Raw genomic sequence first — 12913 nt, forward strand, 5'->3', positions numbered from 1 at the left:
GGACAACCCGAAATGGACGCCTATATTGTATAGACATATAAGCACAGCCGCGTTGTGGATGCCATGCACGTCGATACCCTCTGGTCCAACGTCCACCTGATGACCCTCGATGGCGAGGGGCTGGGTGTCATCCGCGATGGCGTGATGGCCTGCGCCGACGGCCGCATCGTCCATGTCGGCCCGGCCGGCAGCGACGCCCACCTGCAGCCGACCACCCGCATCGATGGCGAAGGCCGCTGGATCTCGCCCGGCCTGATCGACTGCCACACCCACCTGGTCTACGCCGGCAACCGCGCCAACGAATTCGAGCAGCGCCTGCAGGGCGTCAGTTATGCCGAGATCGCCCGTGCCGGCGGCGGCATCGTCTCCACCGTGCGCGCCACCCGTGCTGCCACCCCGGAACAGCTGGCCAGCGAAAGCCGGCCGCGCCTGCTGGCGATGCGTGCCGAAGGTGTGACCACGATCGAGATCAAGTCCGGCTACGGCCTGACCCTCCCCGACGAACGCAAGCAGCTGCAGGTAGCGCGTGCGCTGGGCGAGGAGTGCCGGGTCAACGTGGTGACCACATTCCTCGGCGCACACGCGATTCCGCCAGGCCGCGAGGCGCAGGAATACACCGACGAGGTGTGCAACGTGATGATTCCAGCCATCGCCGCCGAAGGCCTGGCCGAAGCGGTGGACGTATTCTGCGAGAACATCGCCTTCTCGCCGGCGCAGGCGCGGCAGGTCTTCGAAGCGGCGCGCGCCAACGGGCTGGCGGTGAAGATCCATGCCGAGCAGCTGAGCAACCAGCATGGCGCCGAACTGGCAGCCAGCTTCGGTGCCCTCTCGGCCGACCATATCGAACATCTGGACGATGCCGGCATCGCCGCGATGGCCGCCGCCGGCACCGTCGCCGTGCTGTTGCCCGGTGCCTTCTATTTCACCCGCGATACCACCCTGCCGCCCATCGCTGCGCTGCGTGCGGCCGGCGTGCCGCTGGCGTTGGCCACCGACAGCAATCCGGGCACTTCGCCGCTGACCAGCCCGCTGCTGGCGATGAACATGGGCGCCACCCTGTTCCGCCTGACCGTGGATGAGTGCATCGCCGGCTTCACCCGTGAAGCGGCGCGCGCGCTCGGACGCAGCGACCGCATCGGCCGCCTCGCCGTGGGCCTGGACTGCGACCTGGCGATCTGGGACATCGATGCCCCCGCCGACCTGGTCTATCGCATTGGATTCAACCCGCTGCACGCGCGCGTGGTGCGCGGACAGCCCGACCTGCCTGCCTCCTGGAGCAACACATGAGCAACACCCTGGTTCTTCGCCCCGGCCATGTCACTCTCGCCCAGTGGCGGCAGGTCTATCGCGGTGCGCCGCTTGCACTGGACCCGGCCGCGCTGCCGGTGGTGCGCGCCAGTGCTGCGGCGGTGGCCGCCATCGTCGCCAAGGGCGCGCCGGTGTATGGCATCAACACCGGTTTCGGCAAGCTGGCCAGCGTGCGCATCGAGCGCGAAGATCTGGCCACTCTGCAGCGGAACATCGTGCTCTCGCATGCCGCTGGCGTGGGCGAGTCGATGCCGGCCAGCGTGGTGCGCCTGATGATGGCGCTTAAGCTGGTCAGCCTGGCGCAGGGTGCGTCAGGCATTCGCGAGGAGACGCTGCTGCTGCTGGAAGCGATGCTGATCAAGGGCGTGCTGCCGGTGGTGCCCGCACAGGGCTCGGTGGGTGCCTCGGGTGACCTGGCGCCGCTCTCGCACCTGGCCAGCGTGATGCTGGGCGTAGGCGAAGCCTTCATCGGCGGCGAACGCCTGCCGGCGGCCGATGCACTGGCACGTGCCGGCCTGCAGCCGATCGAACTGGGCGCGAAGGAAGGCCTGGCGCTGCTCAACGGCACCCAGTTCTCCACCGCCTATGCGCTGGCGGGCCTGTTCGAGATCGAGACCGTGTTCCAGGCCGCACTGGTCACCGGCGCGCTGTCGGTGGAAGCTGCCAAGGGTTCCGACACGCCCTTCGACCCGCGCATACACGCGATCCGCGGCCAGCGCGGGCAGATCGCCACCGCCGCCACCCTGCGCGCGCTGATGCAGGGCTCGGACATCCGCGAGTCGCATCGCGACAACGACGTGCGCGTGCAGGACCCGTACTGCCTGCGCTGCCAGCCGCAGGTGATGGGCGCGGCGCTGGACATCCTGCGCCAGGCCGCGACCACGCTGGAAATTGAAGCCAACGGCGTGTCCGACAATCCGCTGGTGTTCACCGACACCGGCGAAGCGCTGTCCGGTGGCAACTTCCACGCCGAGCCGGTGGCCTTCGCCGCCGACATGCTGGCGATGGCGGTGTGCGAGATCGGTTCGATCAGCGAGCGCCGCCTGGCGATGCTGGTGGACCCGGCCCTGTCCGGCCTGCCGGCGTTCCTGACCCCGCGCCCGGGCCTGAATTCCGGCTTCATGATTCCGCAGGTGACCGCCGCCGCGCTGGTCTCGGAAAACAAGCAGCGCGCCTACCCGGCCAGCGTTGATTCGATTCCGACCTCGGCCAACCAGGAAGACCATGTGTCGATGGCCGCGCATGGCGCGCGCCGGCTGATGCAGATGGCCGAGAACGCCGCCAACGTGATCGGCATCGAGCTGCTGGCCGCCGCGCAGGGCTGTGATTTCCATGCGCCGCTGCGCTCCAGCGCCGCGCTGGAAACGGTGCGCGCCACCCTGCGTGCGCAGGTGCCGACGCTGGAAGAAGACCGCTATTTCCACCCCGACATGGTGACCGCCACGAATCTTGTGCGCAGTGGCGCGCTGGCGCAGGGCCTGGGCGATCTGTTGCCGACTGTGGAACCGCAGGCATGACGACCCTTCCTGAATGGTTGACGGTGCACGAGGGCGATGCCCCCCTCATCGTCAGCTTCCCGCATACCGGCAGCGAGCTGCCGCACGACCTGATCGGCGACTACCACTCGCCGTGGCTGGCCCGCCGCGATGCCGACTGGTGGGTGCACGAGCTGTACGACTTCGTGCGCGGCATGGGCGCGACCACGGTGCGCTCGGCGATCTCGCGTTCGGTGATCGACCTCAACCGCGATCCCAGCGGCGTGTCGCTGTACCCGGGCCAGAACACCACCGGCCTGTGTCCGCTGACCACCTTCGACAACCAGCCGCTGTACCACGCCGGGCGCGAACCGGACGAAGCAGAAATCGCCCGTCGTCGCGACACGTATTTCCTGCCTTACCACGATGCGCTGGCTTCGCAGATCACGCGCCTGCGTGCACGCCACGGCACCGTGGTGGTGTACGACGCGCACTCGATCCGCTCGCATATCCCGCACCTGTTCGAGGGCGAACTGCCGCAGTTCAACCTGGGGACTGCCGGTCCGTCCGGCGCACCGGACACCTCCTGCGACAACGCCCTGAGCGACGTGGTGGAAAACCTGCTGAAGATCAGCGGCATGAGCCAGGTGCGCAACGGCCGCTTCAAGGGCGGCTGGATCACCCGCCACTACAGCAACATCGCCGGCGGCGTGCACAGCCTGCAGATGGAACTGGCCTGCCGCGGCTACATGCACGAACCCCTGCCGGACCAGGTGGACGAACACAGCTGGCCCACCCCGCTCGACCCCGACCACGCCGCACCACTGCGCCACACCCTGGCGCAGGTGCTCAACGCCTGCCTTGAATTCGCTACGAACCGGAGCGCCGCATGACCCGCAACGACCCGTCCCGCACCATCGCCGCGCCGACCGGCACCACGCTCAGTGCCAAGAGCTGGCTGACCGAAGCACCGCTGCGCATGCTGATGAACAACCTGCACCCGGACGTGGCCGAGCGCCCGCAGGAACTGGTGGTGTATGGCGGCATCGGCCGCGCCGCACGCGACTGGGAAAGCTTCGACGCCATCGTCGAAACGCTCAAGCGCCTGGACGATGACCAGACCCTGCTGGTGCAATCGGGCAAGCCGGTGGGCGTGTTCCGCACCCACGCCGATGCACCGCGCGTGCTGATCGCCAATTCCAACCTGGTGCCGCGCTGGGCCAACTGGGACCACTTCAACGAGCTGGATAAGAAGGGCCTGGCCATGTACGGCCAGATGACCGCCGGCAGCTGGATCTACATCGGTGCGCAGGGCATCGTGCAGGGCACCTACGAGACCTTCGTGGAAATGGGGCGCCAGCATTTCGGCGGCGACCTGACCGGGAAGTGGCTGTTCACCGGTGGCCTCGGCGGCATGGGTGGTGCACAGCCGCTGGCTGCCGTGATGGCCGGTGCCTCCTGCCTGGCCGTCGAGTGCCGCAAGAGCAGCATCGACATGCGCCTGCGCACCGGCTACCTCGACACCTGGACCGACAATCTGGACGAAGCGCTGCGCCTGATCGATGAATCGTGCAAGGCCGGTACGCCGAAGTCGGTGGGCCTGCTCGGCAACGTTGCCGATGTGCTGGCCGAACTGCTCAAGCGCGGCGTGAAGCCGGACCTGCTGACCGACCAGACCTCCGCGCACGACCCGGTGAACGGCTACCTGCCGCAGGGCTGGACGGTCGAACAGTGGGATGAGAAGCGCGCTTCCGCCCCCAAGGAAGTGGAGAAGGCCGCGCGTGCATCGATGGCCAACCACATCCGCGCCATGCTCGGCTTCCATGCGCTGGGCGTACCGACCGTGGACTACGGCAACAACCTGCGGCAGATGGCGCTGGAAGAAGGCGTGGCCAATGCGTTCGATTTCCCGGGTTTCGTGCCGGCCTACATCCGCCCGTTGTTCTGCCGCGGCATCGGCCCGTTCCGTTGGGCGGCACTGAGTGGCGACCCGGAAGACATCGCCAAGACCGATGCCAAGGTGAAGGAACTGATTCCGGACAACCCGCACCTGCACCGCTGGCTGGACATGGCCGCCGAGAAGATCAAGTTCCAGGGCCTGCCGGCGCGCATCTGCTGGGTCGGCCTGGGTGATCGTGATCGACTTGGCCTGGCGTTCAACGAGATGGTCGCCAACGGCGAACTGAAGGCGCCGGTGGTGATCGGTCGCGACCACCTGGACAGTGGCAGCGTCGCCTCGCCGAACCGCGAAACCGAAGCGATGGCCGACGGCTCCGATGCGGTGTCCGACTGGCCGCTGCTGAACGCCCTGCTCAACACCGCCAGCGGCGCGACCTGGGTGTCGCTGCATCACGGTGGTGGCGTCGGCATGGGCTTCTCGCAGCACGCCGGCATGGTGATCGTCTGCGACGGCACCGAGGCAGCGGCCAAGCGGATTGGCCGCGTGCTGTGGAACGACCCGGCCACCGGCGTGATGCGCCATGCCGATGCGGGGTACGACATCGCGATCGACTGCGCGAAGGAAAAGGGGCTGGATCTGCCAGGGATTCTCGGCTGACAAGTCAGCGACCAGCGCGCACATCATCCGGTGCCATCAAGGCAATGCGCGATAGTGTCCCCGATCCACCGGCGCGCGTGCCATGGAAGAGGCTTGTGCCAGCTTCAGTGGCATCGTACCTAAAGTTGCGCGGCGCCCTGCCGATACCGGAGGTCAACAAGGAATGTGGCCCTCCGGCCTGTTTACTCGGGCCAGCGCCCCTGTGGGCTCATTCCTTTCTGATGAACTCTTCTACTGAAAGGAATACACCGTATGGCTCACGAAATCACCATGGATCTTGCCACCAAGTTCGTTCTGCACAAGGACGTCGAACTTGCCGTCAGGAAAGACGGAAAGCTGCTCGGCACCGCACTGATCAGCAAAGGCAACATCGAATGGGTGCCCGCAGGTAATTCGGTGAACAAGAAGCGGCTGAGCTGGGCCAGGTTTGCCGAGCTGATGCAGGACCATGGCAAGGATGTAAAGATCAAGTAGATCGATCGCGGATTGCCACATCGCCCTGCGGCGAGGCCTCAGTGCCAGGACTTCGTCTGAATCCCGTTTTGCACCATCGAGATATTCTCTCCAATGAGCGTTCTTCAACGTCTGCTACTTGTCGCCGCCTGCATTGCGGTCGCCGGGCCTGCGAGCGCAGCAAACCATATCAGCACAAAACTCCCACACGAGGCCCGGATCAGCCCGCTCGTTATTCTGGATGCGAATAATGAGGGTTCCTGCGCACTGCCCTCGCCAGATGGGCGTCGCCGCACCCCCTACTTCCCCGATCTCAGGCAGCGTTGCAGCATCCTTGCACAAGCCCTGTTCGCGTCACTCATTACCCGCGGCTTCGACGCGAAAATAGAGTCCTTCACGCCTGATGCGCCCATCGGCTACAAGGAGTATTACGCCGCGTTCGCTGAGTGGAAGCAAGGCGTGCTTGAAAAGTACCCCGATCGGTACGTGCTGACTTACCACGGCTTGGTGGACGAAAGAAAACAAAGCTACCTGGTGATGAATCTGTCTGGACCAGGCGACGGCGAACGCCCGCTGCTTGGCACGATAGAGCTCAGCAAGGACCAGATGTGGACCATTACCAAGCTCGGCGATATGAACTTCATTGGTCCGACCCCGTTACCGCGTCTCATCGAGCTGCTGAGCAACACCCTGGAGGAGCGCTGTCCGACCCGCGGGTTCATGCGCAACTGCTATGGCCGTGGCTGGCTCATGGACAAGAGCCCCAGGTAAGCCCTCAGCCACCATCGATAGGGTGCCGGCCACCGGTTGGCATCACCGCCATCAGGAAGTAAGGAAGCCACGCACAGCACGCCCTTCATGGCCGCTGAGGACCTGAATGCAACGCTCGACTGCCGCCACGTCCTCCATCCGAGCATACCCGCATGATCCCGTGCGGCACGAGGCCCAGCCGCTCATGCATGCGTGCTCCATCGAACAGGGCCAGCTTGACCCAATCTGCAGCCTTGACCAACATGCGCCATCACCGCTGATGGATCACCGCGATGTACCGCACGCTCGCTGCCGCATTGCTCTGCACGCTATTGGTGGTTTCGTCTGCTTCGGCGCATAACATCCTCACAGCTCTCTCTACCCAGCTCGACACCCAGCTGCAGGCCAACCGCGAACGCTACGGCATCGCCGGCCAGGCGGTACTGGTCGCCCACAACGGCCAGGTGCTGTACCAGGGCGCCAGCGGTGAAAGTGATCCCGCTACCCATGCGCCCGCCACCGTCGAGACCATCTTCGCCGCGCAGTCGATGGCCAAGCTGCTGACCAGCACGCTGGTGATGCAATTGGTCGACCAGGGCAAGGTGGATCTGGACGCGCCGGCCAGCCACTATGTGCCGGACCTGCCATCAGCATGGCAGACCATTCACGTACGCGATTTCCTCAACCACAGCTCGGGTATCGGCGAGTACTACGACCGGGTGGACAACCGCTGGGTGAGTAAGGGCTACACCGGAGTGGCGCCGGACCTTGCAGCAGCACTGAAGGTGGCCGGCGCGACACCGATGCAGTTCGCCACCGGCAGCCGCGTGCAGTACACCCAGGCCAACTACCTGGTGCTGACCGCCTTGCTGGAAGCGCATTACCGCAAGCCTTACCCAGCCATCGCGCACGAACGCATCCTGCAGCCATTGAAGATGGCCAGCACCTCGTGGGGCGGTGCCAGCGTGCCAGCCACGCGCGCGGCGGTGCCTTACATCGGCAAGGATGGCCAACTGCAGCCGGCCAATGAAGATGCCTGGCCGGACTACGGCTGGGGCCATGCCGACCTGCAGACCACCGTGGGCGACATGAACCGTTTCCTGCAGGCGCTGGCGACCGGCAAGCTGCTGCATACGGCAACCCTGGAAAAACTCTGGCAGCCGCAGAAACTGAGCGGGGGCGGCAGCAATTTCTTCTCCACTGGCTGGGACACCACCCGCGGCGACGGCTACACCCAGGTCGGCCACGATGGTGGCACCCGTGTACGTGCGCGATTGGCCTACAAGGGCACGCTGGCCAGCGGCTACTGGGTGTTCGTGTACCTGACCAACGGCAGCGCCCGCAATGTCTGGTCCAGCACGTTGGTGGAGAGCACGATGGCGGTGGTTGCGCCCGGGGAGTTTCCGCACGCTGTGCTGTCCGAGCGGCTGATCGGCTATGCGCTGGATGACAGCACCGATGCGAAACCGCAGATGCGTAGCTGGCTGCGCGAAAGCAATGGCGTTCCCACCGGCGAACTGGAACGTGCGATCAATGCCGATGGCTACGCCATCCGCGAGAGTCTGGGTGCCAGCAAGGCACTGAAAGTGTTCGCGCTCAACGCCGAGCTGTATCCGGATTCGGCCAACGCGTGGGACAGCCTGGCCGAGTGCCATGCGGCATTGGGCGATGCAGAGATTGCCAAGGCGCTGTACGCGAAGGCCAAGGCGCTGGCGAAGCCCTCGCCCTAAACCCTGCTGCAGAGCCGAGCCCATGCTCGGCTGCTCTTCGTTGCAATCTCAGGAGACCCGCGCTGCGCGCGATAGCCGAGCATGGACTCGGCTCTACATGGATGTTGCGGGCGGCCATACGCCGCCGGTGGGTGACGTGACGCCGCCGAACTGTTAACTTGCGCGCCACTTTTGTGGTTTACAGCATTCCCGCATGCCGCTCTCGTCGTACCGCCCCACCCCCTCGCTGCTGTTCCTGGCCGTTTCCCTCGGCCTCTCTTCCACCGCCGCTGCGGCCCCACAGGCCACCACGCTGGATGCCGTGCAGGTCACCGCTGCCGCCGATGCCAGCGCGCAGGCGCGCGAGGCGCTGAAGCGCGTTCCCGGCGCCAGCAACCTGATCGACGTGGCCAAGGCCGACAGCCGACTGTCCACCAGCGCCGATGTGCTGGCCTACCAACCGGGCATCAGCGCGCAGTCGCCGGGCAATGAGGGCACCAAGATCTCGATCCGTGGCTCGGGCATCAACCGTGGCCCGGGCGCGCACGCCTCGGGCATTGCGGTGTCGATCGACGGCCTGCCACTGACCGGCCCGGGCGGCACGCCCTACGAGCTGCTGGAACCGCTGTGGCTGTCGCGCGTGGAAGTCCTGCGCGGCGCCAACGGCTTCGAGCGCGGTGCGTTGGCGCTGGGTGGTGCCATCGACTACGTCAGCCGTAGCGGTCGTGATTCGGCGGGTGTGCAGCTGCACTACGAAGCCGGCAGCCGTGGCTACCAGAAGCGCGGCATCAGCTGGGGCGGCGTCAGTGGTGATGTCGACTACTTCCTGGCCTACACCGATACCGAGTTCGACGGTTACCAGCGTCATGCGCGCGGCGACGGCAAGGGTGCGATGGCCAACATCGGCTGGCAGATCACGCCCGACCTGCAGACGCGCTTCTTCGTGCGCTATCGCGAAACCAATCATGAAACGCCCGGCCGCCTGACCCGCGACCAGATCCGCAACGATCCGCGTGCCGCGAATGCGGCCAACCTGGCCATCGATGCGCGTCGCCCGCAGCCGGGCAGCACCTGGGTGGGCAACGTCACCACGCTGCAGATCGATGAGGACTCCTCGTTCCAGGCCGGGCTGGTCTATCACAAGTACCCGATGGACTTGAACGAGAGCCTGTACCGGCAGCAGCTGGACTACGCCAACCTCAACGCCACGCTGGACTACCGCCGCCGCCACCGGCTGTTCGGCCTGGACAGCGAGACCACGGTCGGCCTGCGCGTCACCCACGATCTGGACGCCGATGTGCGCGAGTCGCTGCGCTTTGCCAGCAACGGCTATGCCGCGGGTACGCGCACGCGTGACTTCCGGCACCACGGCACCGACAGCACGCTGCACGTCAGCAATACCCTCACCTTCAATGACCGCCTGCGCATGCAGACCGGGCTGGCGCTGATCAAAACCCGCCGCGATGTGCAGGTGACCTGGCCAAGCAGCGGTGGCCGCCTGCGCGACCACGACTGGGACTATGCGCCGCGACTGGGCTTCACCTGGCAGCACAGCGCCCAGACCCAGTGGTTCGGCAACCTCAGCCGCTCGGTGGAGGCGCCGCACCCCTGGTCGATGATCTGGGGCTCGAACCAGTACTTCGGTCCAGGCAATGGCCCGTCCAGCGACCGCCAGCGCGCGCCGGTGCCGATGCAGAACCAGACCGCCACCACGCTGGAACTGGGCGCGCGCGGTGACGCGGCGCTGGGCCGCTGGGAACTGACCGGCTACTACGCACACGTGAACCACGAACTGCTGAGCGTCGAACTGCAACCGGTGCCGAACCTGTTCATCGCCGAGAACAACGCCAGCCCCACCGTTCACCGCGGCATCGAGGCCGGATTGGACAGCACGCTGTGGCAGGCTGCACCGGGCCGCCTGTCGCTGCGCCAGGCGTATACCTTCAGCGATTTCCGCTATCGCCACGACGCGCGTTTCGGCAGCAACCGCCTGCCCGGCCTGCCGCGCCACGCCTACCAGGCCGAGCTGCGCTTCGATCATGCATCCGGCCTGTACGCCGCGCTCAATACCGAATACGCCTCGCGCATCGCCGTCGACTACGCCAACAGCTACTGGGCTGACAGCCATGTGATCTTCGGCAGCCGCATCGGCTACGACGCACCCGGTGGCCGCTGGCAGGCCTGGGCGGAGATGCGCAACCTCGGCAACCGCCACTACGCCGCCACGGTCACGCCGGGCTACGACGACGCCGGCAAGGATGTCGCGCGCTCGACCCCGGGCGATGGGCGTGGCGTCTATGCGGGCGTGCGCTGGCGCTTTGACTGATGACCGCAGGCGGCGCCGGGTGTGATCCGGCGCCGTCGTTCCAGGATCAGCCGATACGCCAGGCCGGCAGGCGCTCGCTGCGCTTCCAGATGGAAGGTGCGAAACCAATCAACGCCAGCGCCGCCAGCCACTTCGGTGAGGTATTGAGCAGTGTCGAGGTAAGCGAACCATCGACAGGGGCGGCCATTTCCTGCCACGGGTTGTAGCCCAGGTAGACGACGCTGCCAGCCCACCACAGCAATGCCACACCGACACCCACCAGCAACAGAGCCAGCGTGCGGCAGGTCCAGCGCTGCGAGGTGGTGCCCCACTCGCGGGACGCCGCTACCAGCAGGCCCACCACCAGCAGCGACACCAGTGCAACCAGCCCGATATCGACCTTGTGCCCGATACGCTCGTAGGTGCAGGCGCGGCATCGCGCCTCTTCCGCGGCAGTGGCGGCTTCGGCGCCATCGGCCTCCCCGGCTGCGGGCTGCGCCAGTGCCGCAAACGGCATCAATACTGCCAGCAGCGTCACCATGATCCAACGAAACAACGTCCTGTTCCTGCGTGCAGCGACATCCATGCGCTCTTCCTCGTCAGTGGTTGTACGTCCAGGGCCGCAGTATGCGGCCGTCCCATACGCCGCCCAGACCCCGTTCCGGGGGTTCGGCCATCCAGCGTTCTTGTTCCCGATGCAGCACGACAAGCTCCCGGTAGACGAAATCGTCGGAACACGAATCCCAGGCGACCGCAATCATAGCCCACTGCCCATCGACGCTGAAAACAGGCCGGGTCAGATAGGCGACGTGGTCGTATGTCCGAGTCGGCCCATGCACCGTTGCCCCGCACCCTTGCTCCCGCAGCGCTCGAAGCCCCGCGCCGTCCATCCGCTGCGCACCGGCCAATGCGGCCGCAGGCACTGGCGTGGACCGGCGATTGACGGGAACCAGGTCCGCCTGCAGCTGCAACCGCAGCGCATGGATGTCCGGCGGCCACCGGTCGTCCAGCGGCAGGACCAGGTCGTCCACCTCCTGGCAGATGGAGGCACTGCTGCCCGGCCAGCAATAGGGCAAGGTCTGCTCCATCACGTAGATGTCCTCCCCCACCGGGTCGGTCAACTGCGGCTGTTCCTGCGGGCGCCATTGATCAACGCGCGTGGACGGTGTCTGCGGTGCGCTGGGCACCTCGCTCAGCGACGATGGCAGAACTGGCGTTGGCTGCGGCACTGGCGGGGGTGGAGGGGGGAATGGGGGGCTCTGCCGGATCGCCAGCGCCATCGCCTCCGCCTGCATCTGCGCTGTTCCCAGGTTGATCGGTAGCCGACCGATCTCCTGCTGCCACCTCGGGCGCAGGCTGCAGATCCCGGCCATGAGCGCCAAGGCCGACAGCGCCGCCGCCAGCGATGCAATGCGTCGCCAGGCGATCCGTTGTTGGCAGTCACGGTCTGGCTTGAACGAGGTATCTATCATCACGACTCCGGCAACGCGGGCCACAGGCCCTGTCCAAAGCTCATATGGCGGACAGGCTCCACTCGAACACGCTCCCAGCCGCCCTTCCTGCGATGCAGAAGGTAGAGGACACGCATCGCCGTTCCTCCACTGCACAGATCCGAGGCGACCGATGCCATTGCCCAGTTCCCATCCAGGCTGAACACAGGACGCTGCAGATAGACAACGCCCAGATCCGGATTGCCCGGGCCACCCGTGCATCCCTCGATACCGCGCGCGCGCCGTTGCTGAAGCTCGTCCCACGTCATCCGTTGCGCCCGCACGTGTGCAAGCTCGAACGCGAGACCGGGTACCCGTGAAGCCCGGCGGTTCGCAACCTGCAGCATCGACTCCAGATGCTGCTGCAGTTGAAAGGACGCCGCACTGTCATCATCGCGCCACTCGACGACGCTGTGACGAACCTGGCAGACCGGGGCGGGATATCCTTCACCGCAGGAAGGCGCAGTCCATTCCATCACAGCGAATGGAATGTCGGGCTCCCAGCCGCGCGGCTGGAAGTGTGCTGGCGCGACGTCTTCCAACCGCACCGCTGCGGTCGCGAACCCACTGTTACCGGCCAGCATCGGGGAGGAGACTCCTCTCATTGGAATCGGTGGAACCGGCGGCTTTCCTGGCGGTGTCGGTCGCAGGTCGATGAGCTCTGCCATCACTTCGGCCTGCATCCGTGCCGTTCCCAGACTGATCGGAGGCGGGCCGACTTCCCGCCGCCACTGCGGGCGCACGCTGACCATCAGCGCTACGACTGCAACCATCGATAGAACGACCGTTGTGGCCAGGACGCGTTTCCTTGCAATGCGCTGTCGCATGAAGATCCTGGAAAAAGTGAAGCACAGAGGAAATCGCCC

11 protein-coding genes are annotated in these 12913 nt (G+C 66.0%); 8 read left to right on the forward strand and 3 right to left on the reverse strand.

Annotation, left to right across the window (positions count from 1 at the left end):
- Nucleotides 1-63 precede the first annotated feature (63 nt).
- From hutI to AC5P9F_RS09385, 8 genes are all read left to right on the forward strand, one after another.
- Nucleotides 64-1287 carry an imidazolonepropionase gene (gene hutI / locus AC5P9F_RS09350; protein ID WP_062607459.1) on the forward strand — a complete coding sequence of 408 codons (1224 nt, stop codon included), beginning with the start codon at nt 64-66 and terminating at the stop codon, nt 1285-1287.
- Entirely contained in the window at nt 1284-2825 is a 1542-nt protein-coding gene (gene hutH / locus AC5P9F_RS09355; protein WP_087803501.1) for a histidine ammonia-lyase, read from the forward strand. The genes hutI and hutH overlap by 4 nt, the downstream gene beginning before the upstream one ends.
- Nucleotides 2822-3676 (forward strand): N-formylglutamate deformylase, encoded by an 855-nt coding sequence (hutG, locus tag AC5P9F_RS09360; protein ID WP_012480727.1) that lies wholly within the window; start codon nt 2822-2824, stop codon nt 3674-3676. Before hutH ends, hutG begins: the two co-directional genes overlap by 4 nt.
- A complete protein-coding gene (hutU, locus tag AC5P9F_RS09365) occupies nt 3673-5340 on the forward strand; it encodes a urocanate hydratase (protein WP_308678797.1) in 1668 nt (555 codons plus the stop codon). Before hutG ends, hutU begins: the two co-directional genes overlap by 4 nt.
- A 270-nt stretch (nt 5341-5610) precedes the next feature.
- A complete protein-coding gene (locus AC5P9F_RS09370) occupies nt 5611-5814 on the forward strand; it encodes a hypothetical protein (RefSeq protein ID WP_262089288.1) in 204 nt (67 codons plus the stop codon).
- Between the two features lie 93 nt (nt 5815-5907).
- On the forward strand, nt 5908-6564 hold the full coding sequence (locus tag AC5P9F_RS09375; protein ID WP_012480730.1) for a hypothetical protein: 657 nt from the start codon (nt 5908-5910) through the stop codon (nt 6562-6564).
- Nucleotides 6565-6836: 272 nt separating this feature from the next.
- Entirely contained in the window at nt 6837-8273 is a 1437-nt protein-coding gene (locus tag AC5P9F_RS09380; RefSeq protein ID WP_012480731.1) for a serine hydrolase domain-containing protein, read from the forward strand.
- A 193-nt stretch (nt 8274-8466) separates the two neighbouring features.
- The gene (locus tag AC5P9F_RS09385) at nt 8467-10578 is read left to right on the forward strand and encodes a TonB-dependent receptor family protein (RefSeq protein WP_308678798.1); all 2112 of its coding nucleotides are present in this window, start codon (nt 8467-8469) and stop codon (nt 10576-10578) included.
- Nucleotides 10579-10624: 46 nt separating this feature from the next.
- On the opposite strand, the gene AC5P9F_RS09390 is transcribed toward AC5P9F_RS09385, so the two are convergent.
- The 3 genes from AC5P9F_RS09390 to AC5P9F_RS09400 are packed head-to-tail and all read right to left on the reverse strand — an operon-like array spanning nt 10625 to nt 12874.
- A complete protein-coding gene (locus tag AC5P9F_RS09390; protein WP_043034615.1) occupies nt 10625-11143 on the reverse strand; it encodes a hypothetical protein in 519 nt (172 codons plus the stop codon).
- A 13-nt stretch (nt 11144-11156) separates the two neighbouring features.
- On the reverse strand, nt 11157-12029 hold the full coding sequence (locus AC5P9F_RS09395) for a hypothetical protein (protein WP_043034614.1): 873 nt from the start codon (nt 12027-12029) through the stop codon (nt 11157-11159).
- A complete protein-coding gene (locus tag AC5P9F_RS09400) occupies nt 12029-12874 on the reverse strand; it encodes a hypothetical protein (RefSeq protein WP_043034613.1) in 846 nt (281 codons plus the stop codon). Before AC5P9F_RS09400 ends, AC5P9F_RS09395 begins: the two co-directional genes overlap by 1 nt.
- Nucleotides 12875-12913 lie beyond the last annotated feature (39 nt).

This window comes from Stenotrophomonas sp. YJH_SMC_4, from assembly GCF_059371575.1.